General features: G+C 60.4%; 24 protein-coding genes. 9 read left to right on the top strand and 15 right to left on the bottom strand.

From position 1 onward, the window contains the following. The first annotated feature begins 10 nt into the window (after positions 1–10). The gene (locus AB5Y97_RS17990) at positions 11–991 is read left to right on the top strand and encodes an IS5-like element IS5 family transposase (protein ID WP_368157187.1); all 981 of its coding nucleotides are present in this window, start codon (positions 11–13) and stop codon (positions 989–991) included. Between the two features lie 573 nt (positions 992–1,564). Here the strand turns inward: AB5Y97_RS17990 and AB5Y97_RS17985 are convergent. The 9 genes from AB5Y97_RS17985 to AB5Y97_RS17945 all read right to left on the bottom strand — a co-directional run bounded on the left by AB5Y97_RS17985 (position 1,565) and on the right by AB5Y97_RS17945 (position 9,619). Beyond that, positions 1,565–3,202 (bottom strand): PAS domain-containing methyl-accepting chemotaxis protein, encoded by a 1,638-nt coding sequence (locus tag AB5Y97_RS17985; RefSeq protein WP_201946673.1) that lies wholly within the window; start codon positions 3,200–3,202, stop codon positions 1,565–1,567. A 273-nt stretch (positions 3,203–3,475) separates the two neighbouring features. After that, positions 3,476–4,336, bottom strand: coding sequence for a TIGR03899 family protein (locus tag AB5Y97_RS17980; RefSeq protein ID WP_201946672.1), 861 nt, complete (start codon positions 4,334–4,336; stop codon positions 3,476–3,478). A gap of 104 nt (positions 4,337–4,440) precedes the next feature. Next, on the bottom strand, positions 4,441–4,914 hold the full coding sequence (locus tag AB5Y97_RS17975) for a DUF3299 domain-containing protein (protein ID WP_201946670.1): 474 nt from the start codon (positions 4,912–4,914) through the stop codon (positions 4,441–4,443). A 31-nt stretch (positions 4,915–4,945) separates the two neighbouring features. Beyond that, positions 4,946–6,193, bottom strand: coding sequence for an ABC transporter permease (locus AB5Y97_RS17970; protein WP_201946668.1), 1,248 nt, complete (start codon positions 6,191–6,193; stop codon positions 4,946–4,948). Positions 6,194–6,269: 76 nt separating this feature from the next. Then, entirely contained in the window at positions 6,270–6,959 is a 690-nt protein-coding gene (locus tag AB5Y97_RS17965) for an ABC transporter ATP-binding protein (protein WP_201946666.1), read from the bottom strand. Positions 6,960–6,963: 4 nt separating this feature from the next. Beyond that, positions 6,964–7,590 (bottom strand): DUF2796 domain-containing protein, encoded by a 627-nt coding sequence (locus AB5Y97_RS17960; protein WP_368158625.1) that lies wholly within the window; start codon positions 7,588–7,590, stop codon positions 6,964–6,966. A 31-nt stretch (positions 7,591–7,621) separates the two neighbouring features. Next, on the bottom strand, positions 7,622–7,921 hold the full coding sequence (locus tag AB5Y97_RS17955) for a DUF2607 family protein (protein WP_201946663.1): 300 nt from the start codon (positions 7,919–7,921) through the stop codon (positions 7,622–7,624). 44 nt (positions 7,922–7,965) lie between these two features. After that, positions 7,966–8,508: a YtfJ family protein gene (locus tag AB5Y97_RS17950; protein ID WP_005343253.1), complete on the bottom strand. Its 543-nt coding sequence runs from the start codon at positions 8,506–8,508 to the stop codon at positions 7,966–7,968. 220 nt (positions 8,509–8,728) lie between these two features. Continuing rightward, a complete protein-coding gene (locus AB5Y97_RS17945; protein WP_043821720.1) occupies positions 8,729–9,619 on the bottom strand; it encodes a hypothetical protein in 891 nt (296 codons plus the stop codon). Positions 9,620–9,758: 139 nt separating this feature from the next. Here AB5Y97_RS17945 and AB5Y97_RS17940 point away from each other — a divergent pair, with 139 nt between their 5' ends. After that, positions 9,759–10,106 carry a hypothetical protein gene (locus tag AB5Y97_RS17940; RefSeq protein WP_201946661.1) on the top strand — a complete coding sequence of 116 codons (348 nt, stop codon included), beginning with the start codon at positions 9,759–9,761 and terminating at the stop codon, positions 10,104–10,106. Positions 10,107–10,134: 28 nt separating this feature from the next. Here the strand turns inward: AB5Y97_RS17940 and ppa are convergent, their stop codons facing one another. From ppa to AB5Y97_RS17925, 3 genes are all read right to left on the bottom strand, one after another. Further along, on the bottom strand, positions 10,135–10,665 hold the full coding sequence (ppa, locus tag AB5Y97_RS17935) for an inorganic diphosphatase (RefSeq protein WP_005335667.1): 531 nt from the start codon (positions 10,663–10,665) through the stop codon (positions 10,135–10,137). Positions 10,666–10,883: 218 nt separating this feature from the next. Beyond that, complete coding sequence (locus AB5Y97_RS17930; protein ID WP_368158622.1) at positions 10,884–12,473, bottom strand: DUF3369 domain-containing protein; 1,590 nt, start codon at positions 12,471–12,473, stop codon at positions 10,884–10,886. A gap of 109 nt (positions 12,474–12,582) precedes the next feature. Further along, positions 12,583–13,464, bottom strand: a complete 882-nt coding sequence (locus tag AB5Y97_RS17925) for a LysR family transcriptional regulator (RefSeq protein ID WP_201946659.1) — start codon at positions 13,462–13,464, stop codon at positions 12,583–12,585. A 158-nt stretch (positions 13,465–13,622) separates the two neighbouring features. Between AB5Y97_RS17925 and AB5Y97_RS17920 the strand changes: the two genes are divergently transcribed. Further along, positions 13,623–14,009: a multidrug efflux SMR transporter gene (locus AB5Y97_RS17920; protein ID WP_368158619.1), complete on the top strand. Its 387-nt coding sequence runs from the start codon at positions 13,623–13,625 to the stop codon at positions 14,007–14,009. Continuing rightward, positions 14,006–14,326: an SMR family transporter gene (locus tag AB5Y97_RS17915; RefSeq protein WP_005335659.1), complete on the top strand. Its 321-nt coding sequence runs from the start codon at positions 14,006–14,008 to the stop codon at positions 14,324–14,326. Before AB5Y97_RS17920 ends, AB5Y97_RS17915 begins: the two co-directional genes overlap by 4 nt. Positions 14,327–14,404: 78 nt before the next feature. On the opposite strand, the gene AB5Y97_RS17910 is transcribed toward AB5Y97_RS17915, so the two are convergent. The 3 genes from AB5Y97_RS17910 to hrpB all read right to left on the bottom strand — a co-directional run bounded on the left by AB5Y97_RS17910 (position 14,405) and on the right by hrpB (position 19,873). Continuing rightward, complete coding sequence (locus AB5Y97_RS17910) at positions 14,405–14,806, bottom strand: VOC family protein (RefSeq protein WP_005335657.1); 402 nt, start codon at positions 14,804–14,806, stop codon at positions 14,405–14,407. 58 nt (positions 14,807–14,864) lie between these two features. Then, complete coding sequence (gene mrcB, locus AB5Y97_RS17905; RefSeq protein ID WP_042052390.1) at positions 14,865–17,183, bottom strand: penicillin-binding protein 1B; 2,319 nt, start codon at positions 17,181–17,183, stop codon at positions 14,865–14,867. A 251-nt stretch (positions 17,184–17,434) separates the two neighbouring features. Next, the gene (gene hrpB / locus AB5Y97_RS17900; protein WP_368158616.1) at positions 17,435–19,873 is read right to left on the bottom strand and encodes an ATP-dependent helicase HrpB; all 2,439 of its coding nucleotides are present in this window, start codon (positions 19,871–19,873) and stop codon (positions 17,435–17,437) included. A 178-nt stretch (positions 19,874–20,051) separates the two neighbouring features. Between hrpB and thpR the strand changes: the two genes are divergently transcribed. From thpR to pcnB, 5 genes are all read left to right on the top strand, one after another. Further along, on the top strand, positions 20,052–20,594 hold the full coding sequence (gene thpR / locus AB5Y97_RS17895) for an RNA 2',3'-cyclic phosphodiesterase (RefSeq protein ID WP_042079954.1): 543 nt from the start codon (positions 20,052–20,054) through the stop codon (positions 20,592–20,594). Then, complete coding sequence (gene sfsA / locus AB5Y97_RS17890; protein WP_019444756.1) at positions 20,591–21,334, top strand: DNA/RNA nuclease SfsA; 744 nt, start codon at positions 20,591–20,593, stop codon at positions 21,332–21,334. The genes thpR and sfsA overlap by 4 nt, the downstream gene beginning before the upstream one ends. Positions 21,335–21,453: 119 nt before the next feature. Next, positions 21,454–21,903, top strand: coding sequence for an RNA polymerase-binding protein DksA (gene dksA, locus AB5Y97_RS17885; protein WP_005335644.1), 450 nt, complete (start codon positions 21,454–21,456; stop codon positions 21,901–21,903). Between the two features lie 111 nt (positions 21,904–22,014). Beyond that, positions 22,015–22,923, top strand: a complete 909-nt coding sequence (gene gluQRS / locus AB5Y97_RS17880) for a tRNA glutamyl-Q(34) synthetase GluQRS (RefSeq protein ID WP_323907126.1) — start codon at positions 22,015–22,017, stop codon at positions 22,921–22,923. A 168-nt stretch (positions 22,924–23,091) separates the two neighbouring features. Continuing rightward, on the top strand, positions 23,092–24,558 hold the full coding sequence (gene pcnB / locus AB5Y97_RS17875) for a polynucleotide adenylyltransferase PcnB (protein ID WP_005335642.1): 1,467 nt from the start codon (positions 23,092–23,094) through the stop codon (positions 24,556–24,558). Positions 24,559–24,568 lie beyond the last annotated feature (10 nt).

Here is a 24,568-nt window from a genome sequence, read left to right as displayed (position 1 = left end):
AGGGTTCATCATGAGTCATCAGCTCACCTTCGCCGACAGTGAATTCAGCAGTAAGCGCCGTCAGACCAGAAAAGAGATTTTCTTGTCCCGCATGGAGCAGATTCTGCCATGGCAAAACATGGTGGAAGTCATCGAGCCGTTTTATCCCAAGGCTGGTAATGGCCGGCGACCTTATCCGCTGGAAACCATGCTGCGCATTCACTGCATGCAGCATTGGTACAACCTGAGCGATGGCGCGATGGAAGATGCTCTGTACGAAATCGCCTCCATGCGTCTGTTTGCCCGGTTATCCCTGGATAGCGCCTTGCCGGACCGCACCACCATCATGAATTTCCGCCACCTGCTGGAGCAGCATCAACTGGCCCGCCAATTGTTCAAGACCATCAATCGCTGGCTGGCCGAAGCAGGCATCATGATGACTCAAGGCACCTTGGTCGATGCCACCATCATTGAGGCACCCAGCTCGACCAAGAACAAAGAGCAGCAACGCGATCCGCAGATGCATCAGACCAAGAAAGGCAATCAGTGGCACTTTGGCATGAAGGCCCACATTGGTGTCGATGCCAAGAGTGGCCTGACCCACAGCCTAGTCACCACCGCGGCCAACGAGCATGACCTCAATCAGCTGGGTAATCTGCTGCATGGAGAGGAGCAATTTGTCTCAGCCGATGCCGGCTACCAAGGGGCGCCACAGCGCGAGGAGCTGGCCGAGGTGGATGTGGACTGGCTGATCGCCGAGCGCCCCGGCAAGGTAAGAACCTTGAAACAGCATCCACGCAAGAACAAAACGGCCATCAACATCGAATACATGAAAGCCAGCATCCGGGCCAAGGTGGAGCACCCATTTCGCATCATCAAGCGACAGTTCGGCTTCGTGAAAGCCAGATACAAGGGGTTGCTGAAAAACGATAACCAACTGGCGATGTTATTCACGCTGGCCAACCTGTTTCGGGCGGACCAAATGATACGTCAGTGGGAGAGATCTCACTAAAAACTGGGGATAACGCCTTAAATGGCGAAGAAACGGTCTAAACAGGCTGATTCAAGGCATTTACGGGAGAAAAAATCGGCTCAAACATGAAGAAATGAAATGACTGAGTCAGCCGAGAAGAATTTCCCCGCTTATTCGCACCTTCCCTAAAGCCTTAATGACATCCATATTTTTCCCTTTAACGCTGAAGAACTTGTCTGTTGGTCTTCGCTACGCGCTGTGCCAACTTACAAAAACCACGCTACCGCCCCTGAATTCCAGCCTCCAGTCTGCTGCTTGTTACCTGCGTTTTGGCAATGGCTTGGCTCATGGCTGACTCCTGCGAGAGGTTGCCAAGCGGCTATGTTACCGAATGGGGCTGCGGAAGAAAGTAGATGTGGAAAATTTCCTGAGCAAGATCAACAAACTACTCAGTTACGGGGGCGATATGAATTTTCAACAGATGCGTCCATCAGAGCTGGGGAAAATCGGACGGTGAAAGCGGGAGTATCGTCCTCTTGTTGGTGGACACTAAAAAACCCTATGGGCCCTTGGGCCCATAGGGTTTGTCTGAGGTGATGGTTTGGGTAGTTGTTATCTGGCTTGGCGAACCGGCACGGCGCGGGTGGCGGCCACTTCGTAGCGGCTTTGGCTTGCCGGAGCGCCCTTCTGGAACTGGCGTACCAGCCGGTCGAGATCGCTTAACTGGTTGACCAGCTGGGTGATGCCGTGCACGGCGTGCTGGCTGCCCACGCTGGAGTCATCGGCCAGGGTCTTGATGCTGAGCACGTTGCGGTTGATCTCGGCGGTAACGTGGGACTGCTCCTGCACCGCCTGGGCAATCTGGCTACTGCCGGAGGCGACCTGCTGCAACATGTTGTTGATCTGCTGGAGTATGGTGCCGGTCGCGGTGGCCTTCTGCTGGCAACTGTCGGCAAGTTGGCAGCCCTTCTCCATCGCCTGCTCTGCATCCCCGGCGCTGGTTTGCAGCTCGGTGATCATCTTCTGGATCTCGCTGGTCGAGGATTGGGTCTTGATGGCGAGGGTGCGGATCTCGTCAGCCACTACCGAGAAGCCGCGACCCGCTTCGCCAGCCCGGGCCGCTTCAATGGCGGCGTTGAGGGCCAGCAGGTTGGTCTGGTTGGCGATGTTGTTGATCACATCAAGGATGCCGTCGATATCGCGGCAGTGGCCGACCAGCGCACTGATCACGCTCTTGGAGGTGGTCAGCTCGCTGTTCATGCCTGCCACGGCAGCTACGGTTTCGGCCACGCTACTGTTGCCGCTCTTGAACAGCACGGCCGTTTCATCAAGCAGGCTGGAGGAGTCAGTCGAGCTTTGCGACACCTCGCGAATGGATTCCGACATTTCGGTCACGGCAGTGGCAACCTGATTGGTTTCGGCCTGCTGCTGTTGCAGGTTGTCGGTGATGGATTCGGCGTTGCGCAGATCCCCTTCGGCGGCCTGCAGGATCTTGCTGCAAGTCTGCTGGGTACGGGCCAGCACGGCGTTGAACTCTGCCTGATTCATAACCATCGAGAGTTCGATGGCGGCGATGTTGTCCACCTTGTTGGTGTAGAGCAGCTGCATCAGCGGGTTGTCAAAGCGGTAGCGGGCCATCTTGTTGAGCTTGCCGAGGCGGCGGGAGAGGGCATTCAGGGTGATGGCCGCTATCGCCAGCGGCAGGGCGACCAGCGCCAGTTGCCAGTTCATGTCGTGGTTGTAGCCCAGCGCAAACATGGCGAGCAGGCTCAGCAGCAGGCAGAGGTTGATGGTCAGGGTATGGGAGAAGGTGGGCAGCTTGAGCGCCAGCGGTAGCTTGTTGTTGCGAAGGTCGGCATAGACCTTCTCGGCCCGCTGTTTGATCTCTTCGCTTGGGGCGGTGCGCACCGACTGATACTCCACCACCCGGCCGCTGGCATCCTTGATGGGGGTGACAAAGGCGCTGACCCAGTAGTGATCGCCACTCTTGCAGCGATTTTTCACCGGCCCCATCCAGCTCTTGCCTTCGCGAATATGGTTCCACAGATCGGCAAAGGCCTGTTTCGGCATGTCAGGATGACGCACCAGATTGTGGTGTTCCCCCACCAGCTCGTCGAGCGAGAAGCCTGCAATCTCGCAGAACTCCTCGTTGGCGTAGGTGATGCGGCTCTCCAGATCCGTGGTGGAAATCAGGCTCTGGTGGTCTGGATAGAGACGTTCTCTTTGGGTAACCGGTTGATTGATTCTCATGGCCTTGCTCCCGAGCCGTGGTGGTTAAATTTTGATCTGCATCAAGACATGTGCAAAGGGCGGGCCAGCTGGCAAAAGCTAATGATTGATGTGTTATTAGTGTCGTTTTGGCAGGAAAAGATCGTTGCTGTTTGCAATATGCAACGGAGCAGACGGGGTGTGCCTCTGCGGCATCTGCAATTTGCAACCTATTCTGGTCAAGCCCACAAGCTTGGAGCCAGCAGCTTGATGCGAAGGAACCACGAACCGACGGGGCAGCAGCCCCGCCAGAGATCAGGGGAGAGGGTCGGGAGCGGGTGAGGAGGGGGCGCTGACGAGTTGCATCACTTCAATCTGGATCCCCTGCACCAGCACGGTTTTCAGATCCTGCAGGTACTCCTCCAGCGGCGACTCTTGCAGCAGCTGGGCGAGCTCGTTGCCCACCGGGGTGAGCCGGTAGTAGAGCAGGGTGATGTTGTTCTGCTTGCACTGCAGCCGCCAGCGCTGGTTGCCGAACTCCAGCTCGACTCCATCGGCGGGCAGCGGGCCAGACTCCAGCTCCGCGCGATGCAGCAGCCCGAGCTCAAACAGTTGCAGCAGGGCGTTGTAGGGCAGTCGGTATTTGCCAAGGCCAAGGCGCGTTGCCTTGGCACGACTCAGCAGGGTTGCTCCCTTGTGCAGCCCCAGCAGCAGTCGCTGCTCGTCGCTGCCGGTGTAGTGGCAGGTCAGTGAACAGATGCGCTGGAACAGCTGGGCCTCGCGCTGTGTCATCTCTTTGAGGGTGGCGAGCGCCCGGATGGAGAAGCGGCCCGGGGTGGCGATTTCCAGCGCGAAGATCCGCCCCCACAGCTGCTGCATCGGCACCATGCTGATATCTTCCGCCAGTTGCAGAAAGCGGGTCAGCCAGTCGCTGTCCATCTCGCCGCCGGCCGCAGTCTCTTCGCAGTGGCGGGAGGCCATCACCATGATGGCTTCCAGATTGTGCTGGCGAGCGGCCTGATCCGCCAGATGGCGAAAGGTGGCGCGCTGTTCGAAGGTGCTGTCGGTGTTGCGGGTGAGCATGCCGTCGATACCGCGACTGCGGGCCAGACGCAGGGTCTGCTCCTGGCTGCTCAGGATCGAACTCTCTTTTTTCGGGGGGGGGAGGTCTGCCATGCTGACTCCATTCGCACAGGTTCTGGAGCTGAATGTTACTCCAACCGGGATGCCAAGATAACAAAGCGGCCTCCGTGGAGGCCGCTTTTTTTGCAACGGGAGGATTACTCCTCGTAGACGCTCACCTCGACCGCTTCCATCGAATAGGAGGCGGTGGCCATCTCGTGGCTGGAGCTGACCGTGCGCATCTTGCCCTTCACCCAGATGGCGTCCCACAGATCATCCACCGGCGCACCCTTGGGGTAGCTCACATAGATCACCTGATTGGTGGGGGGCGGCGGCACATGGATGCAGGCGCCGAAGTAGGGCACCAGCAGGAAGGCGGTGATCTTCTTGGCATCCCCTTCCAGCGGCACCACGAAGCCCGGAATGCGCACATCCTGGTTGTCCAGCTTCTTGTTTACCCCGCCCACCGGTTGCGGCACCGACATGGGATCTTCGTGATTGACCTGGGGTGGTGGCAGCAGTTTTTCCCCTTCCGGGATGAGCACATCCCAGTCGATGGTCTTGTAATCGGCGGCCATGGCGGGCAGTACCAGCAGGCTGGCGAGCAGCGCCACTATTTTCCACTTCATCATCTGTCCTTCTGTTTCTATTTTGGGCGTCTCGCTAGACGCGAATGCTCATGCCATCGCTCAGGCTGTAGCGGTAAGCGCGGGCGGCAGGGAGCAGGCCGATCACCATGCCTGCCAGCCACACCACCCCCAGCAGTTGCCACTCGTAGGCGCTCGGCAGCCCCAGACTCAGTTGCAGGCCATAGTGGCTGAGCAGCCAGGGCGAGGCAAGTCCCTGCCCCAGATAGAGCACGGCGACCCCGAGAGCGATGCCGACCGTGGTCAGCGCCATGGCCTCCAGCGCCAGCAGCAGGAACAGGTGGGCAGGGCCCGCGCCGAGGGATCGCAAAATGGCGAGCTCCCGGCGCCGCTCGTTAAGCCCCGCCAGTAGGGTCGTCAGCATGCCGATAAGGCCCGCCACTACCACGAAACCGGCGATGACCGAGAGGGCGGTTTCCGCCACGCTCATCAGGCTCCACAGCTCCTGCAGGGCGGCCCCCGGCAGGATCGCCATCAACGGCTCCTTGGGATAGGTGTTGATGCTACGTTGCAGCTGGAACGCCAGAATGCGGTTGCTCAGCCCCACCATAAAGGCGGTGATGGTTTTCGGGGTGAGATCCTGCGCCAGCGCCTGCTCAGGTGTTACGTTCTTGCTGTGGCGGCCGGTATCCCAGCCCAGATGGATCGCCTCGATCCCCGCCAGCGGCACATGGATGGTGCGATCGATGGGCGTGCCGGTCGGCGCCAGAATGCCTACCACCTTGAACGGCAGATTGTCGTGCTGGCTGAACGAGGTGTTGCCAGCACCGTGGGCGATGACGATGGATTGGTCGAGATGATAGCCGAGCTTCTCGGCTACCTGGGCGCCGAGTACCGCTTCAAACGGCGTGTCGAAGGGCCGCCCCTCGCGCAGTTGCAGCGACTGCTGCTGACCGTACTTCAGGTGGGTGAAGTAGTCGCCATTGGTGCCGAGCACCCGAAATCCCTTGTGGGAGTCGCCAAGGGAAAGCGGGATGGTCCAGGCGACGCCGGGTTTCTGCTTGATGGCTTGATAGGAGTCCCACCCCACATTGTTGGTGGGGTTGCCGATGCGAAACACCGAGTAGAGCAGCAGGTTCACCTGGCCGGAGCGGGCGCCGACGATGAGATCGGTCCCCGAGACGGTGTTGGAGAAACTTTCGCGGGCCTGAGTACGCACCCGCTCCACACCGAGCAGCAGGGTGACGCTGATGGCGACGGCCAGCAGGGTGAGCCCGGCGGTGAGTCGGCGGGCCCAGAGACTTTGCAGGGCGAGCTTTAGCACGTGACCCTCCGGTTTTGTTGTCGTACCGCGTGGGTACGCATGGCATTCATCAGGGAGATGCAGTGTTGAACGGTGCTCAGCATGATGCCCTCCGGTTGAGCTGTTGCAGGTTTTCGACCCGTGGGAACAGGGGTTCGAGATAAGGGTCGTGGCTGACGAAGATCAGGGTCGAGCCCTGCTTGTCGCACTCCTCGAACAACAGCTTGATAAAGGCCGCCCGGTTGTCGGTATCGAGGGCCGAGGTGGGCTCGTCGGCGATCACCAGTGGTGGCGAGCCGATCAGCGCCCGTGCGGCGGCAACCCGCTGCTGCTGGCCGATGCTGAGGGCATGGACGGGGCGATGCAGTGCGTCATCCGGCAGTTGCAGCTCCGCCAGCAGACGGCGCGCCTCCTGCTCCGGACTCCCTTGCAGGCGGGCCCGTTTGGCGGGCGAAAAGGTGAGGGCTGCGGTCACGTTGTCCTGCACCGAAAGAAAGGGCAGCAGATTGAACTGCTGGAAGATATAACCCAGATTGGCCGCCCGGAAGTGGTCACGGGCACGGCCAGAGAGCCGGGCCAATGGTTGGCCCAGCACCTCCAGGGTGCCGTGGTTGGCGGTCTGGATCCCGGCCAGCAACCCGAGCAGGGTCGACTTGCCGGAGCCTGACGGGCCCTTGATAAAGACCCGCTCACCCTTGCGGATGGTGAGGGCGGGCAGATCGAGTACAGCGTCGCCACCTGGCCAGGCAAAGGCCAGATCGCGGATCTCAACCACGGCTTTTTTCATGGCGTTACCAGCTCAGCTTGTTGGCGGACGGGGTCAGCTCGCCAGCGGTCTGGCCAGTGGGCAGGATTCCCTGCACGCTCAGCTTCTCAAGGCTCGGATAGACGCTGAACAGGGTTGCCTCAAGGCCGGTCAGTTTGGCTGGGGTGGCGCAGGTGTAGGTGTACATGGCGCCCATATCGGCGTGACCCGCTTCGTCATGATTATGCTGGTCTTCATGTTTGTCGCTGGCAGCCTTGTCATGGTCATGGTCATGGTCATGGTCATGGTCATGGTCATGGTCATGGTCATGGTCATGGTCGTGATCATGCTCTTCTTTGGCGGCTTGCAGCTCCTGCTGGGTCAGTTTGCAGCCAGCGGCCGGGTCGAAGCGGAACAGTGCGTCAGGCTGCTGGAGGCGGGTGACCGCTTTGGCATATTGCGCCTTCTCTTCATCGCTCTTGGCGGCGTGCTCGAAGCCCACCAGATCGGCTGCGGGTGCCTGCAGCTCGATCATCAACTGGTCGCCATCGACCACCAGATTGAGGTGGCCGTGGCCATGCTCGTGGGCGCCGTGGCTGTGGCTCTCGTGTTCGTCGTGATTGGCGTGTGCGCCAAAGGCCGCTGCGGCCAGCAACAGAGTAACTGCTTTCATCTTTAATCCTTTTTCAAAACAAATAGCGAAATTAAACAAAGGGATAGAGAAAAGCAGAGGTGGGCGGCGCACGGATGGCATAGCTGTGAAGCGTGGCGGTATCCGCCGAGCGCTGCATGGTTGCAACGACGGGCAGAACAGAGCTTGAACCGGGGAAACAATAGGGGGTAGCCGTGATGACCTGCTTGCCATCCAGATGGAGGGCGCAAACCAGACAGTGATGGTCGTCGTGGCCGGGCAGGGCGGATTCAAACTGGTGCCGGGCAAGGGCAGGCTGCAGCCATAACCAGCCTAGCAGCAAGATCCAGATTTTCAGCTTGATACGACCCATAGACCCTTATGGAAAGGGCGCCATCAGCGCCCTTTCTCTCTGACTTAGAGATGGGACTTGATGAGCCCCATCACGGTAGCAATGTTGTTGGCATCGAGCTGGCCATCTTTGGCAAACAGCACCTTGCCCTCTTTATCCAGCAGGATGATCGCCGAGCTTTCCGGCGTCAGATCCCAGGCGTTGCGCGCCATGCCCTTGGCATCCAGCACCATGGCGGACCATGGGAACTCTTTCTTGCTGTCCTCGGCACTGCTCTTCACGAAGCCGGAGGTGCCCCAGATGGCGTCATTGCTGTTGATGACGGTAACGGTCTGGTACTTGTCTTGCGGCAACTTGGCGGCCTTGATCGCCTCGATCATCGGGGCGTTCAGCTCCTTGGCACTGGAGCGACCGGCAATATGCTGGATCAGGAATACCTTGCCGGTGAGCGAGGTGCTCTGCCACGGCTGGTAACCGATATCCTTGCCGTTCAGTACCAGCTCACCCTTGTCGCTGACATTGACCAGCGGCACCGGGTTGCCATCCTTGAAGTTGTGAGCAAAGACCAGAGATGGCAGCAGCGCCAAAGTAAGTACGAGATGTTTCATCCTGATGACACTCCATTTGTTATGTTATAACGAGTTTCGGATTGAGGGAATGGGCGAGCTTCATCCTAAACTGATCGGATCTGTTTAAAAAGTGTTAAATAAGATCGCAATTCAGAAGCGTCGGCGCCCCGCCAGTCAGGTGGTTGGCTGGCAAGGGCGGCTAGGATGGCATGACATCGATAAAAATCAATGAATTGGCTGCTGGTCTGAGCTGTCTGCGTCAGTAGAGCGACTCGCTGATGAGGGGGATCTTGGCCATAGTCATCTGCTGGGCCAGCAGGGACGAGCCGGTCAGCAGCACATGACGCTGATTGTTGATCACCACCACATCACCGGGTACGCCACTGTCTGCCGTAATGGCCAGCCAGGCAGGGGAGACGCTGCCGATGCTGATATCCGGATAGATGATGCTGAGCACATATTGCGGCGCCAGCTCCGCAAGCAGACTGGCCATCAGCAGCGCCTTCTCGTCGCTATCGGCCTTGTTATCCTGCAGTGCCTGCAGCGGCGGTGCGAAGTGATCCAGCTGCTCCGGCTGGGTGGGGATGGCGTTCAGCCACTCCTGCAGCAGGCTGACGCTGGTGGCGAGATCCTTGGCCGCAAATTGCTGCGCCAGTGGCTTGAGATGCCCTTTGAAGTGGTAGAAGAGCTGGGAGTAATCGGGTCGCACGCAAGGCAGTTTGCGATTGGCAGGATGGACGCAGGGGATCACCCTCATCTGGTAGAAGGCATCCTCCTGATACTGCTGGTAGGCTTGCCAGAACAGCATCGACTCCATGCTGTCGTCCCGCAGGGTGAAGGCCTGCTCCAGATTGCGAAATTTGGTAGCGGTCTCTGGGCTGCTCTGATTGATCAGGTTGATGCTGTTGTAGAGCCGTGGGCTGATATAGGCGTAAAGGGTCTCCAGCGGATTGGTGAGAGAGGCCTTCAGCAGGCTCATCTCGTGGCGACTGGCGGCCATCACCTGATCGTCAGTGGTCAGCTGGAAGTGCTTGCGCTGGCCATCGGTGGATTGCCACTGCCAGCTCATGTTGATTTCGCTGGCGTTGCTTGTAGCACCAAGAGTGGTGCAGAGAGTGAGGCTGAGCAACAGCGCGGGGGTCAGCTTCATGGTGGTGCTTCCTGCCGTGGACGATAATTAACAACTAGGTGAGCCGGCACCACTTTGGTGATGTTTCGTTTTGTGATCTGGATAACAGATTGATGTGACTTTTAATTTAATTGTGAAATTAAGTCACTCTGGAGGGGTTATGAAGCCTTGGATCATAGTGCTGTTTGGGCTGCTCAGCCTGCCAGTCATGGCGGGTCAGGTGATCGTCAACAAGGGGATGTCCATTGCGGATACCTTTGCCCTGCGTGATGAGCTGGCACGCGAGCACGAATGGCAGGAGTGGCTGCGCTACCAGCAGGCCATCAAGTGGCTGGAGGTGTTGCCGGTCAACTGCGAGCTGATGAGCCAGCCTGGCGGCGGCTATCGCTGTGGCGGTGATTACTATCGTCCCTACCAGAAAGATGGTCGTGAAATATACATTCAGGGCAATCCTGCCGAAGATGCGGCCGGTCAGCTGCCGCAAACACCGACAAAAAAGGCGCCATAAGGCGCCTTTTTTACAAACCGAGTGATGCTTACTTGGCAGCGTAACGCTCGGCAGAGGTTTTGATCTCGGCTTCGGCAGCGGCCTTGTCGCCCCAACCTTCCACCTTGACCCATTTGCCCGCTTCCAGCTCTTTGTAGCGCTCGAAGAAGTGCTGGATCTGGGCTTTCAGCAGTTCAGGCAGATCGTTCACATCCTGGATGTGGTCGTACTGCTTGGTCAGCTTGGAGTGCGGTACGGCAACGATCTTGGCATCTTCGCCAGATTCGTCGGTCATCTTCAGCACGCCAACCGGGCGGCAGCGAATGACGGAACCGGCCAGCAGCGGGTAGGGGGTCGGAACCAGTACGTCGACGGGGTCACCATCCAGAGAGAGGGTCGCGTTCACGTAGCCGTAGTTGCACGGATAGAACATCGGGGTAGACATGAAGCGATCGACGAAAATAGCACCGCTATCCTTGTCGACTTCGTATTTGATCGGGTCGGCATTCTGCGGAATTTCGATGATGACATAGATATCGTCGGGCAGGCTCTTGCCGGCCGGTACCAGGTTCAGGCTCATGATATTTCCTTCGTTGTTAGTATCAGGTTTGCAGGCCGATATTATAGCGATGTGATGTTAAATGACCATATTTCAGCGGATATCGCTAACAAAGAAGGGGGGGATGTTTCCGCTTTGCGGCGCTTTGATGTGTGCGGGATGCAACAAAACGGCTGTTTTGATGCCCTGCCGCTGACCTTGGTCACCGGCAGGGCATGTGGAGTTGCGAGCAAAGAGGGTCAGAGCGAGTAGGGGAGTCTCGACTCATTGACCAGTCGCGACAGGGCTGTCACTACATGAGGGTCAAACTGGGTGCCGGAGCGGGACTGGATATACTCCATGGTCTGCGCCAGCGTCCAGGGCTCCTTGTAGGGGCGCTTGCTGAGCAGGGCATCGAATACATCGACTACCGCCACAATCCGCGCCGACAGCGGGATCTGCTGGCCAGCCAGCTGCTGCGGGTAGCCCTTGCCATCGAAGTGCTCATGGTGGCCCCGGGCGATTTCGGCGCCGAGAGAGAGGTAGCTGGTTCCCTCCACCATTTCGCCCGCCTTGTGCAGGATATTGGCGCCGATACCGGCGTGCTGCTCCATGATGGCCCGCTCTTCCGGGTCGAAACGGCCGGGCTTGTGCAGGATATGATCCGGGGTGCCCACCTTGCCCACATCGTGCAGGATGGAGGCCATGCCGATCATCTCGACAAACTCCGGGGTCAGCTGCTCGGGATAGGCCGCCATCTGCTTCAATTCGGCCACGATGGCATCCGAGAGTTTCTGCACCCGCAAGACATGCTCGCCGGTATCGGAGTCGCGAAACTCCGCCAGAGCCGCCAGCGCCGCCAGCGCCACCACGGTGGCCTCCTGGGCGCGCAGCAACTGGTTGTAGAGATAGAGGTTGTCGTAGGCCGCCGAGATGCGCTGACAGAAGACATCCAGCAGATCGCATTCGAGGGGATCGAGGGGCTGGGTCGGGGTAAAACTCAGCACGAACTCGCGACCATTCTGGGCGGCGATATAGAGGGAGTCCTGCGGGTGTTCAAAACGGTTGCTGCGCGCCGCCAGTGCCTTCAGGACCGAGTCATTGAGGGTGGGAAAGTCGGTGATCTTGCCATCATCCAGCAGAGTCTCGTAGTCGCCGGTAGCGGCGAGGATCTCCAGCCCCTGTTCGCCGGGACGGCGCTCGGCGCAGATAGCCCCTTCGGTGCCCACATCGAGAATGGCGCTGATCTGTTTCAGCACGCCGGAGGCAAACTCCTTGAGTGAATGAAGATGGTAGAGATCGCCTGCCCCTTCCAGAATTTTGCCGAGCCCCTGACGGCTCTTGTCGATGGCACTGAGGGTTTCGTATGAACGCAGGGATGCGATGACAGTGGTGTAGAGCTTTTGTACCGTCAGCTCGGTCTTGGTCTTGTAGTCATTGATGTCGTAATCGAGGATCACCCGTTGCTCCGGCGCCTGGCCGGGTTGGCCGGTACGCAGCACGATCCGCACCAGCGAGTTATGCATTTCGTTGCGGATCCGGTGCACCAGCCGCAGACCTGCGTCTTCGGTCTCCATCACCACATCGAGCAGGATCAGTGCAATCCTGGGATTGGCCTCCAGCATGCGGCCAGCTTCGGCGCCGCTGTAGGCATTGAGCAGCTCCAGCGGACGGGATTTGTAGTGAATGTTGGAGAGGGCCAGGCGGGTGGCATGATGGATATCCGGCTCATCATCCACGATCAGCACTTGCCATGGGTTGAGTGCCTTGGGGACCACGACCTCCTCATCATCGAGTTCGATGATGTCGTCGTCCAGCAAGATATCGTCCTTGTCTTGGGCACTGCTCATATCGGTTACGCCTCCGGCGCTCAATGAGTATGTGAACAGTATGCACGATCACATCCTCTCGGATCATCAGGATAAGTAGATATCGTGAGCTGGCTCCGCCTCTTTATCGCTACTCGAAAGGTTCCAGATACCCCTGGATCGACTTCTTCAACCAGGCCAACACCTTGCCGTGATAGGCGTTTTCCGCCAGATAGACCCCGTAATCCCGCCACTGCAGGCTGAACTTGTGTTTCAGGGTCAGCAGGGAGCCTTGTCGCAACTGACTCTGGATCAGCGGCGAGGGGAGCACTGCCCAGCCCAGTCCGTCCAGCACCGCATTGCGCATCAACTCGAAGCTGGAGAGACCGATATGCTGGCCTCCCACAGGTAGCAGGCTTTTTACAGAAAATTCATCTACGTACGAGAGGGTGACCTGGGTGTGATCGGTCAGATCTTGCTGTTTGACCCGCTTCAGTCCGGCCAGCGGATGGCTGGGTGCCACCACCATCAGGGTGCGGATCGGGTTGAGCACGTCGATATTGAGGCCGCTGCGTTCCTGATCCTCGGTGATAAGGCCAAAGGCGGCATCGACGAATCCCTCTTCCACCAGCGCCGGCAGTTCAGGCGGAGAGGCAAGCACCAGCGAGATACTGGTGCCGGGAAACTGATTGTGCAGGCTGGTCAGTATCTCGCGCCACACCGGCTCGGGAATCGCGTCATCGCGGGCAACCCGCAGCGCCACTTCGGCCCCCGAGGCGTAATGTTTGCACTTCTGCTGCAGGCTGTTGGCTGCCTGTAGCAGGCGAGTGCAATCATCAAGCACCAGCTCGCCGATCTCGGTCAGGCGACTCTGATTGGCGCCTCGTTCAAAAAGTTCGACGCCAAGCTCAACTTCCAGCGCCGCGATGGCGGTGCTGACGGCGCTGCGGCTTTTGCCGAGGCGACGGGCAGTGTTGGCAATAGAGCCACTATTGGCGGACTCTACAAAGAGTTCTATCTGATATAGCTTCATGTTTTACAGGCTGTGGCGGAGTTTTTCACTATCACCTTAGCGTGTCGAACCAAGGCAAGGCAAACCTGTGGCGTCGGAATAATCGACGCTGAGCGATTGTCGCGAGTTGCTTCTCCCCGTTTACCATCTCTCCCGTCGAAGCAACAAAGGCATCTTATATGTTATTAAGTCGTATGTTTCTGGCCCGGCTGTTTTTGACCGGCGCCATCGTGACCGAGGTCGCCGGTACCTCCAGCATGGCCATGATCCCCGAGCAGGGAGCTGGCTGGATGAATTACATCCCGATGTGGCTGTTGATCGGCTTCTCGTACTGGTTGCTGGCGAAAGCCGCCAAAACAATCTCCATTGGTATTGCGTTTGCGCTCTGGGAGGGGCTCGGGATCACCTTGATCACCATAGTGTCGGTCATGTTCCTTGGTTACGATGTGACCGTTCAGGAGCTGATTGGCCTGGCTCTTGCGATAGTGGGGATTGTTATGGTGACCATGGGGGAGACCCATGATGAGCCTGCAGACAAGTCAGTAGAATCGGAGGCCACAGCATGAGTCCGTTTGTGATTGTATTGGGTGCCGCGCTGATCGATATCGGCGCCAACATGGCCATCAACCGCTCCAAGGGTTTTCGTTACAAGGGGTGGGGATTCCTGGGGATCATGCTGGTACTCGGCGCCTTTACCCTGCTCTCGGAAGCGGTAAGTGGCGGCCAGATTGACCTAGCTGTTGCCTACGCCACCTGGGGGGCTATCGGCATCGTCGGTACGGCGCTGGGCGGTTTGCTCTTCTTCGGTGAGCGGCTCAAGCCCATCGGTTGGGCTGGCATGATGGTGATGGCGCTGGCTGTCGTTATGCTGACTACCGCCTGATAACCTGAAGCAATAACAAAAGCCGCCCGGTAGCAACCGGGCGGCTTTTGTTTGGCTGATTGCTTGGTCGATGCAGGCTCAGCGCGGCGCTTCGTAGAGCTCCAGCGGCAGGCCGTCGGGGTCGGCGAAGAAGGTAAAGCGCTTGCCGGTCAGCTCGTCCACCCGTACCGGCTCTACCTCGACCCGATGGGCCAGCAGGTGGGCGATGACCCGGTCAAGGTCGCTGACCCGAAAGGCGAGATGGCGCAGGCCGCACGCCTCGGGGCGGGAGGGGCGCTCGGGAGGCGAGGGGAAGCTGAACAGCTCCAGCTGGCTGCCGTCCGGCAGGGCCAGATCCAGTTTCCACGACTGGCGCGCCTCGCGCAGGGTCTCGGCGATAATGGGTAGCCCCAGCACCTCGTGGTAGAAGTGGCGCGAGCGTGGGTAATCGCTGGCGATGATGGCCACATGGTGGATGGAGTCAAACAGCGGAAAGGTCATGGTGTTTCCTTGTCAGCAGCATAGTGAACGGGCAGCCTGCGCTGCCCGTGTCGTTGATCTAGTTGAAGAAACCGCCGAACCAGTCATCCAGTGCACTGCGTGGCGTCGCACTGCTGGCGCAACCGGCCGGGGAGCCCATGGTGGATGCCTTGGCCGGCACCTGCAGGCTGCCCGGGCAGTCGCTGGTGACGCGGGTGCCGCTGGCGCGGGAGAAGTTGGCCCAGGTGACCCCTTCCGGCATCTTCAATCCCAGACTGTTGACGCCGCGCTGGCTCATGTAGCCGCTAAAGAGCTGCAGGGCACCACTGGCTCCGGTCAAGCCCGCCGGGGTGTTGTCGTCGCGACCGACCCAGATACTGACCAGCTCGTTGTTGTCCATCCCGGCAAACCAGGAGTCGCGCAGCTCGTTGGTGGTGCCGGTCTTGGCCGCCATGGTGGCGCCGGGGAACTTGGCACTGAGGGCGCGGGCTGTGCCCTGACTCACCGTCTTGGTCATGGCGAACAGGGTCAGCCAGCTTGCTTGCTGGTCGGTGACCCGCTTGGCGGTCTGATCATGCTGATAGAGCAGGCTGCCATCCCCGTTCACCACGGCGCGAATGGCCGACAGCGGCTGGGTCAGTCCCTGATTGGCGATGGGCAGATACATCTGGTTCACTTCCAGCGGGGAGAGGGCCACCGCCCCCAGCACCAGCGACGGATAGGGCTGGATCTCCTGCTGGACTCCCAGCTTGTGCAGGGTATCGACTACCTTCTCCAGCCCGACTTGCAGACCCAGATTGACGGTCGGCACGTTGAGGGAGCTGGCCAGCGCATCCATCAGCGGCACGCTCTGGCGGAACTTGCGATCATAGTTCTGCGGCGTCCAGACCTGACCATCCTGACCGCGAATGCGGATCGGCTGATCTTTGAGCGGGGTCGCCAGGGTCAGGCCGTTGGATAGACCGGTCAGGTAGACCGCCGGTTTCACCAGCGAGCCGATCTGGCGGCGGGCATCCAGCGCCCGGTTGAACCCTGCGTAGCGGGGATCGCGGCCACCCACCAGCGCCACTACTTCGCCCTTGTGCCAGTCGGAGACCACCATGGCCGCCTCCAGCTTCTTTTTGCCGCGCAGCTTCTCGATATCGGCGAGGCCCGATTCGACCGCCCGCTCGGCCGCGTGCTGGGCGATGGGGTCGAGGCTGGTGAAGATCTTTAGGCCGGATTGCTTGAGCAGATCGGCGCCGAAACGGCTCTGGATCTCTCGCTTGAGCAGTCCCATAAAGGCCGGGGTGCGGCCATAGCTCATCTGGCCGCGGGCGATGATGCCGAGGGGCTGACGGCTGGCCAGCTCATATTCGGCCTGGGTCAGGCTGCCGTGATCCATCAGCAGTTTCAGCACCAGATCACGACGGGTCTTGGCCCGCTCCGGGAAGCGCCATGGGTCGTAATAGGAGGGGCCTTTCACCAGACCGACCAGCAGGGCGACCTGATCGATATCCAGCTCGTTGACCGGAATGCCGAAGTAGAAGTAGGAGGCGAGGCCGAAACCGTAGACCCCTTGCGAGAAGTTCTGCCCCAGATAGACCTCGTTGAGGTAGGACTCGAGGATCTCGTCCTTGCTGTAGCGATAGTCGATCAGCACCGCCATATAGGCTTCCTGCAGTTTTCGCCACAGACTGCGCTCACGGGTCAGGAAGAAGTTTTTGGCCAGCTGCTGGGTGAGGGTACTGCCCCCCTGCACGGTGCGACCCGCGATCAGGTTGGCGAACATGGCGCGCATGATGGCCACCGGCGAGACGCCGCCATGCTGGTAGAAGTCGCGATCTTCGGTGGTGAGCAGGGTCACCAGCAGGCTGTCGGGCACTTCGGCGATGCGCACCAGCAGGCGATCTTCCCGATCTTCGGTGTTGAGGCGATCGAGCAGCACCGGGTCCATCTGGGCGTAACCGAGCTGGCGCTGGTTCTCCAGCGACTGGATCCCCTCAAGGCGCGGGCCGTTGAAGGTGAGGCGCAGGCCACGGGCTCCATCGGCGCCATCATAGAACTCGAACGGACGGCGAATCAGCTCGATGCGGTTGCCGTTGATGGTGTATTCACCCGGCGTGTGAGGCTGGCGCACCTGCTTGTAGCTCAGCATGTTGAGCTCGCGCAGCATCTGGTCCCGCGACAGGCGCTGGCTGGGGTAGAGCTCCAGCGGGCGGCTGTAGACCATCACCGGCAGCTGCCACTTCTCGCCATCGAAGCGCTCGCGCACCTTGGTATCGAGGTAGATGCCAAACACCACCATAAAGGCCGCCACCACCAGGGAGAGCTTGAAGCCAAGCCAGAACAGCTTGCGCCAGATGGTGCGTTTGGGCGCTGCCTTCTTGGGGGCACGCTTGCGTCGTTGGGTTGCCATAAATCCTCTTTGCTTTCCTTTCTACTTGTTATGTCGCATTCGCGAACGTCCGATCGGGCTGAACCAATTGGATTTGGATTCCGGGTTTCGCTCCGCCAGACAGATGGATGTCCCACCCCTCATCCCCGGCCCTTCTCCCACAAGGGGAGAAGGGAGCAAACACCAACCTCGATCAGTTCCCTCTCCCTCTGGGAGAGGGCCAGGGTGAGGGTCATCTGCTGGAGTCGGGCTACGTTATTCCTAGCACCAACCTATATCCCCATCTTCTTCTTGGTGACCCTGGTCGGCATCGCCTCCAGCGGATTATCCGGCCAGTAGTGGCGGGGATAGCGCCCCTTCATCTCTTTCTTCACCTGTTCGTAGGATCCAGCCCAGAAGGCGGCCAGATCGGCGGTGATCTGCAGTGGTCGCTGGGCGGGGGAGAGCAGCTCCACCACCAGCGGTACCCGGCCATCGGCCACGCAGGGGGTCGAACCTTGCCCGAACATCTCCTGAATGCGCACCGGGATCACCGGTGCTTGCCCTGGCTGATAGCGGATCCGCACCCGACTGCCGGTGGGCGCCGCAAAGTGGCTCGGCAGCGCCTCGTCCAGCCGTTTGGGCAACGGCCAGGGCAGGGATTGGCGCAGGATGTCGCCGAGGTTGAGCTTTTTCAGCTGCTCCAGCCGGGTCATACCGCTCACCGCTGGCAGCAGCCACTGTTCGAGCGTGGCCAGCAGGCTCTCGTCATCCATCGCGGGCCACCCCTCATCGGGCAGCCAGTCGCGGGCGCAGCGCAGGCGGGCCAGCAGCCCTTCGCTACTCTCGTCCCAAGGCAGTACATGCAGCCCCTTGCGGCGAATACCTTGCAGCAGGCAGCGTCCTTTCTGCTCGTCAGAGAGTTCGGTCAGCGGTCGCTGGCTCAGCACCAGCTCGCCGATCACCTGCTGGCGTTCGGCGCGCACCCGTTCATCCCAGTCGAACCACTGTCGTTCGCTCACCAGCTCCGGCAGCAGGCGCACCAGCTCGTCCAGCTCGACCGGTTCGGCGATAAAGATGCGGCTGCCGCGATCGTTCTGCCCCATCTCGATGGCGATGAGGGCCGCTTGTCCCTGACAGGGATGACCTTCTACCAGATCGCAGCTCACTCCACCACTGAGTTGATAGCGACTGCCGCTGCGCAGTTTGCCGATGCGATCCGGCCAGGCGAGGGCACAGAGCAGCCTCAGCCACTGACCCTGCGCAGTGGCTGGGCGCACGCCAAGCCGTTCAAACCAGCGGGCAGCGTTCTGGCGCAGAGCGCTTTGACGGCGGTGGAACAGCACAGAGAGGCGCTCCGATCCTCGCAGATCTTCTTCCTGCAACGCCACCAGATAAGCGGCATCGGCGACAATCCCTGTCAGACCCTCGGACTCCAGCTCGCGGGCGCGCAGCAGCATGCGGGCGAGACGAGGGTGGGTACCGGAGGCCGCCATGGCTCGGCCAGCGGCAGTGAGTTGTTGCTCACCCTCCGGCTTCATGGCGCCAAGAGCCACCAGCAGCCGCTGGGCGCTGGCCACCGCGGCGGCGGGGGGCATGTCCAGCAGCGGCAGATCTTCCACCTTTGCCCCCCACTGGGCGGCGTCCAGCAGCAGGCCGGTCAGCTCCTGAGTGAGGATGTCTGGCGGGCTCTGCTCGGCGAGCCGCTCCTGCACCTCGCTGCTCCAGAGCCGGTAGCAGATACCGGGGCCGAGGCGACCGGCGCGACCGGCTCGCTGGGTGGCGGAGGATTTGGCTATCTGGCGGGTTTCCAGTCGGGTGACACCGCTTTTCAGATCAAAGGAGGCCCGTCGTTCCAGCCCGCTATCGATCACCACCGAAATCCCCTCAATAGTGAGGGAGGTCTCCGCCACATTGGTGGTGAGCACCAGCTTACGGTGGCCGGCAGGCGCTGGTTCGATGGCCGCCTGCTGGGCTGCCATGTCGAGGCGGCCGTAGAGGGGGGCGAGGGTCACGTCGTCCGGCAGTTTGTCTGCCAACCATTGCGCCAGTCGCTCGATCTCGCCCTGTCCCGGCAGAAAGACCAGCAGGCTGCCATCTTGCTCGGCCAGCGCTTCGAGTACCACGGCGCCGACCTGCGGCTCCAGCCACTGCTGGCGATTGGCGGGGCGGTAGTGGTAATCGATCGGGAAACCACGTCCCTCGGAGCGAACCACAGGGGCATCCGGCAGCAAGGTCTCGAGTGCCATGCCATCAAGGGTTGCGGACATAATCAAAAGCTTGAGGTCATCGCGCAGCCCTTGCTGGCTCTCGATGGCGAAGGCCAGCGCGGTATCGGCGTGCAGACTGCGTTCGTGGAACTCATCGAAGATCACCAGCGAGACGCCAGTCAGCTCCGGGTCCTGCTGCAACATCCGGGTCAGCACCCCTTCGGTGACGATCTCTAGCCGGGTCGCTGAGCTGGTGCGGCTCTCGCCACGCACTCGCAGGCCGATGCGCTCGCCCACCTTCTCCCCCAGCTGGCGCGCCAGAAAGCTGGCGATATTGCGCGCCGCGAGGCGCCTTGGCTCCAGCATGATGATGCGGCCGGGCAGCTGGTTCTGACGCACCAGCTCCAGCGGCAGCAGGGTCGATTTGCCCGCGCCGGGGGGCGCCTGCAGGATCACGCTGGTGTGGCTGTCGAGGGCGGCAAAGAGTTCGGGCAATACCGAAACGATGGGGAGCTGGGACAAAGCGATGAGCACCTTCTGTGGCAACCGGTAAAACGGCGCCTATTCTGCCACAGCCACCCGCGCCACCGTGAGTGGATGTGCGGATATGGCCACTCGGGCGGGAGGCTGGCGAGACATGGCCGGATAGCTGCCATAGAATGAGCCCATCCAATGAGCGTGAAAAAGGCATTATCACCACATGGCCAAACTCTTCTTTGCCCTGCCCGTCAAGGAGCTCGCCCCCGAGCTCATCGCCTGGCGCGATCAGCTGCCCTGGCCCGGTCAGCCGGTGCCGCAAGCCAACCTCCACCTGACCCTGGCCTTTCTGGGGGAGGCGGATGAGTTGACCACCCGCCGCCTGATCGCCGCCGTGGAGCGTCAGCACTGTCCGCCGCTCTCCATCAGGCTGGATGAGACCGGCTGGTTCAGCCGGGCCAAGGCAGCCTGGATTGGCCCGAAGGAGTGGCCCAACGAGCTGACCGTGCTGGCAAAGGCGCTGCGCCGCCACGGCGAGAAGCTGCGCCTTGGCAATGGCGAGCAGGGCTATCGCCCCCATGTCACCCTGTCGCGCAAGGCGGTTGAGGCACCGGCCATCCAGCCTGCTCCCAATTTTCTGCTGCAGGCCGATGAGTTCTGCCTCTATCAATCCATCTCGACTCCGGACGGGGTGCGCTATGAGCCGCTTGCCTGCTGGCCGCTGCGTGCCCGGGTAAAAGAAGATGCGCGGAGGGCTAACCCGTGATCTTTGATCCCCCCCTGCAATCGGGCCAGCTGGTGGCCCGCTACAAGCGCTTTCTGACCGATGTGCAACTCGATAACGGCGAGGTCATCACTATCCACTGCGCCAATACCGGTGCCATGACCGGTTGTGCCGATCCGGGCACCCGGGTCTGGTACTCCACCTCCGATAACCCCAAGCGCAAGCTGCCCAACAGCTGGGAGATCGCCGAGAGCCCGGCGGGCCACTTTATCTGCGTCAACACGGCGCGCGCCAACCAGATTGCCCGGGAGCTGATCGAGCAGGAGGCCATTGCTCCGCTGGCGGGTTACAGCCGGTTGCGCACCGAGGTGAAGTATGGCGAAGAGAACAGTCGCATCGATCTGTTGCTGGAAGATGACGAGAAGGGCAATTGTTACATCGAGGTAAAATCGGTCACCCTGCTCGACGAGCGGGAGGAGGCTGGCATGGGCTACTTCCCCGATGCGGTCACCGCCCGTGGTGCCAAGCATTTGCGCGAGTTGATGGCGATGAAAGCGGCGGGCCACAGGGCAGTGCTGCTCTTCATGGTGTTGCACTCCGGAATAAGCCGTATGCGCCCTGCAACCCATATAGATCCGCACTATAGTCTGCTAATTGAGCAGGCAATCGCGGCGGGGGTTGAAATTTTATGCTATCGGCCCCATGTTGGGGTGCAAGGCATGGTGGCTCAAGGGTTTATCCCGTTTGAATCTGGTCACCTGTTACCCGAGGGGAGTGCATAAATATTGGAGTGGGTAACATTATTGGTACGGCTCGTTTGCTTACCCGTTACCCTTCTGCTATAGATGTCGCCCTCAATTTATGGATGGCACGGGTAGCGTGCTGAATTAGGAGACAGGGCATGCCAACAGGCGAAAACAGGAAATCTCTGGGCCCCCTGGCCATTGCGGGTGTCGCGCCTTACCAGGAAAAGCCGGGTGAGGAGTACATGAATGACCAACAAAAGGCGCATTTTCGCAAGATCCTGGGTGCCTGGCGCAACCAACTGATGCAGGAAGTTGATCGTACCGTCGACCATATGAAAGACGAGGCTGCCAACTTCCCGGATCCCGTGGATCGTGCCGCGCAAGAAGAAGAGTTCGCTCTTGAACTGCGTACCCGCGACCGTGAACGCAAGCTGATCAAGAAGATCGAGAAGACCTTGCAGCTGCTTGAAGACGATGATTTCGGTTACTGCGAACACTGCGGTATCGAGATCGGTATCCGTCGTCTGGAAGCCCGTCCGACTGCCGACCTCTGTGTCGATTGCAAGACGCTGGCCGAGATCAAGGAAAAACAGATGGCCGGTTGATCCCGACCCTCTGGTATATAAAAAAGGGAGCTCGCGGGCTCCCTTTTTTATTGAGCTTTTGGCGGTCGCGCCCCAGAATGCAGCCTCAATGAATCGCTTACCCGAATAGTCATGCCAGTGAATTTCCCGTCCTCACCCCTTGTGCGCCCCTATGTCGGCCGCTTTGCCCCCTCACCCTCAGGCCCGCTTCATTTCGGTTCGCTGATCGCCGCCCTCGGCAGCTTTTTGCAGGCCAGAGCGCAGCAGGGACGTTGGCTGGTACGCATCGAAGATATCGATCCGCCGCGGGAGATGGCGGGGGCTGCGACCCTGATCCTCAAGACCCTTGAGGCATATGGTCTCGAGTGGGATGGGGAGGTGATGTTCCAGAGCGCGCGCCACCGCCGTTATGACGAGATCATCGACCAGCTCTATCGGGCGGGGGATCTCTACTGGTGCCGCTGCACCCGGCGCGAAATCATGGCCGCGGGCGGTCTTTACAGCGGCCACTGCCGCACCCTCGGGCTTGCGGCCGAAGGTTGCGCCGCCCGGCTGCGCCAGCACCATCCGGTCTACCACTTCGATGATCGCTTGCAGGGCCATATCGCGGTCCCGGCGGCGCTCGCCGAGGAGGATTTCATTATCCGCCGCCGCGACGGGCTCTACGCCTACAACCTGGCGGTGGTGGTGGATGATATGGACAGCGGCATCACCGAGATAGTGCGCGGTGCCGATCTGCTGGAGCCCACGGTGCGCCAGATTGCCCTTTATCAGACCCTGGGAGCACCGGTGCCCGACTGGGTGCACCTGCCGCTGGCGGTGCTGGCAGATGGCAACAAGCTCTCCAAGCAGAACCATGCGCCTGCGCTGGCGCTTGATGAGGTGCGCCCGGCACTGTGGCAGGCGCTGCACTTCCTCGGCCAGTGCCCGCCGCCCGAGCTGATGGCGAGCCGGATCGACGAGATCATCGAATGGGGCATCGCCAACTGGCAGCTCGAACGGGTGCCCGCCAGCGAGAAGATCCCGCTCGCGGATTGCTGAGTCGACCAGGTGATTTTTGTTTGATTGAGCGTAAATTGCCGCTGTTGATTGTGATTTTATCGGGATGATCCGTTTCAAACGGGATCAATTGTCAGCACGGTTTTTCATTTGGTTAGGCGTGAGCTATGATAGGCCGCTATTTTTTGGCCTCCCGTCAATTTAGAAGTCATGAAGAGGTGTACCATTTTTTCCCAGATCGCAAACTTTTGCCGCAAGGTGCTCGGCAAGGAAGACGGCGAGCAGTCGGTGGAATCCCCCATTCCAGCCCGTGTCGCCGGTCAACGTCGTACCTTAAGCCGTGATCAGCACCCTATTTCGCGCAAAGAGATCAGCGAGAATGCACTCAAGGTGCTCTATCGCCTGAACAAGGGCGGCTACGAAGCCTACCTGGTCGGCGGCGGAGTCCGGGATCTGCTGCTCGGGAAGACGCCCAAGGATTTCGACATCGCAACCGATGCGACGCCGGAGCAGATCAAGGCGCTGTTCAGCAACTGCCGCCTGATTGGCCGTCGTTTCCGCCTGGCCCACATTGTCTTTGGTCGTGACGTGATCGAAGTGGCCACCTTCCGGGGTCACCACCATCAGGTCAATACCAGCAAACATGTGTCGGCCCAGTCTGATGAAGGCATGCTGCTGCGCGACAACGTCTACGGCACCATCGAAGAGGATGCCGAGCGCCGCGACTTTACCGTCAACGCCCTCTACTACAGCGCCAAAGATTTCACCCTGCACGATTTCGAAGGGGGTCTGGAAGATCTGGCCGAGCGCAAGCTTGAGCTGATCGGCGATCCCGAGACCCGTTATCGTGAAGATCCGGTGCGGATGCTGCGCGCCGTGCGCTTTGCCGCCAAGCTGGATATGACCATCAGTCCGCGTACCGCTGCCCCCATCAAGGAGCTGGCGCCACTGCTGCAAGACATCCCGGCTGCCCGCCTGTTTGAGGAGACCCTCAAGCTGTTCCTGGCTGGCGATGGTCTGGCGACCTACAAGCTGCTGCGCGAGTATGGTCTGTTCCAGCAGCTCTTCCCGCAAGTGGCTGCGCTGTTTACCCCGCACGGCAACTCGCCCTACGAGCAGTTTATCGAGCAGGCGCTGATCGATACCGACACCCGCGTTCGTGAAGATAAGCGCGTCACCCCCGCCTTCCTCTACGCCACCCTGCTGTGGGGCTGCGTCGAGGCCCGTGGTCGGGTGCTGGAGAACGAGAGCGGCCTGCCTTGGTATGACGCCTTCATGCTGGCGATCAACGAGGTGCTGGACAATCAGGTGCGGATCATCGCCGTTCCCCGCCGTTTCACCACAGATGTCCGCGACATCTGGGCACTGCAACAGCGTCTGACCCGTCGTCAGGGCAAGCACCCCGAGCGCGCCATGGAGCATCCCAAGTTCCGCGCGGCGTTCGACTTCCTGTTGCTGCGCAACCGGGTCGAGCGCGGTCTCGGCGAGCTGGCCAGCTGGTGGGAGCGCTATGTTGCCTCCAATCCGGATGTGCGCCCGCAACTGCAGCGTGAAGCGACCCGTCGCCCGGCAAGCGGTGAGCGCGGCGAGGCTCGCAGCCACGATGGCGAGAAGCGCAGCAGCAACAGCCGCAACCGCCGTCGCCCCCGTCGCCGCAAACCGAAAGTGGCCGAGTGACAACAGACGT

Source organism: Aeromonas sp. R10-2, assembly GCF_040908445.1.
In the GTDB taxonomy this organism is placed as follows: Bacteria; Pseudomonadota; Gammaproteobacteria; order Enterobacterales; family Aeromonadaceae; genus Aeromonas; species Aeromonas veronii.
Note: the sequence above shows the minus strand (reverse complement) of the source record. Positions and strands in the feature narration are given on the sequence as shown.

Coding starts and splice junctions, on each gene's coding strand:
- AB5Y97_RS17910 (WP_005335657.1), bottom strand. CDS start 14,806: ATGACCTTTCCGCTGTTTGACTCCATCCACCATGTGGCCATCATCGCC.
- AB5Y97_RS17965 (WP_201946666.1), bottom strand. CDS start 6,959: ATGAAAAAAGCCGTGGTTGAGATCCGCGATCTGGCCTTTGCCTGGCCA.
- mrcB (WP_042052390.1), bottom strand. CDS start 17,183: ATGGCAACCCAACGACGCAAGCGTGCCCCCAAGAAGGCAGCGCCCAAA.
- gluQRS (WP_323907126.1), top strand. CDS start 22,015: ATGCCAGTGAATTTCCCGTCCTCACCCCTTGTGCGCCCCTATGTCGGC.
- thpR (WP_042079954.1), top strand. CDS start 20,052: ATGGCCAAACTCTTCTTTGCCCTGCCCGTCAAGGAGCTCGCCCCCGAG.
- AB5Y97_RS17980 (WP_201946672.1), bottom strand. CDS start 4,336: ATGGCAGACCTCCCCCCCCCGAAAAAAGAGAGTTCGATCCTGAGCAGC.
- AB5Y97_RS17915 (WP_005335659.1), top strand. CDS start 14,006: ATGAGTCCGTTTGTGATTGTATTGGGTGCCGCGCTGATCGATATCGGC.
- dksA (WP_005335644.1), top strand. CDS start 21,454: ATGCCAACAGGCGAAAACAGGAAATCTCTGGGCCCCCTGGCCATTGCG.
- AB5Y97_RS17955 (WP_201946663.1), bottom strand. CDS start 7,921: ATGGGTCGTATCAAGCTGAAAATCTGGATCTTGCTGCTAGGCTGGTTA.
- AB5Y97_RS17950 (WP_005343253.1), bottom strand. CDS start 8,508: ATGAAACATCTCGTACTTACTTTGGCGCTGCTGCCATCTCTGGTCTTT.
- ppa (WP_005335667.1), bottom strand. CDS start 10,665: ATGAGCCTGAACCTGGTACCGGCCGGCAAGAGCCTGCCCGACGATATC.
- AB5Y97_RS17975 (WP_201946670.1), bottom strand. CDS start 4,914: ATGATGAAGTGGAAAATAGTGGCGCTGCTCGCCAGCCTGCTGGTACTG.
- AB5Y97_RS17985 (WP_201946673.1), bottom strand. CDS start 3,202: ATGAGAATCAATCAACCGGTTACCCAAAGAGAACGTCTCTATCCAGAC.
- AB5Y97_RS17930 (WP_368158622.1), bottom strand. CDS start 12,473: ATGAGCAGTGCCCAAGACAAGGACGATATCTTGCTGGACGACGACATC.
- AB5Y97_RS17920 (WP_368158619.1), top strand. CDS start 13,623: ATGTTATTAAGTCGTATGTTTCTGGCCCGGCTGTTTTTGACCGGCGCC.
- AB5Y97_RS17990 (WP_368157187.1), top strand. CDS start 11: ATGAGTCATCAGCTCACCTTCGCCGACAGTGAATTCAGCAGTAAGCGC.
- AB5Y97_RS17940 (WP_201946661.1), top strand. CDS start 9,759: ATGAAGCCTTGGATCATAGTGCTGTTTGGGCTGCTCAGCCTGCCAGTC.
- AB5Y97_RS17925 (WP_201946659.1), bottom strand. CDS start 13,464: ATGAAGCTATATCAGATAGAACTCTTTGTAGAGTCCGCCAATAGTGGC.
- pcnB (WP_005335642.1), top strand. CDS start 23,092: ATGAAGAGGTGTACCATTTTTTCCCAGATCGCAAACTTTTGCCGCAAG.
- AB5Y97_RS17945 (WP_043821720.1), bottom strand. CDS start 9,619: ATGAAGCTGACCCCCGCGCTGTTGCTCAGCCTCACTCTCTGCACCACT.
- AB5Y97_RS17960 (WP_368158625.1), bottom strand. CDS start 7,590: ATGAAAGCAGTTACTCTGTTGCTGGCCGCAGCGGCCTTTGGCGCACAC.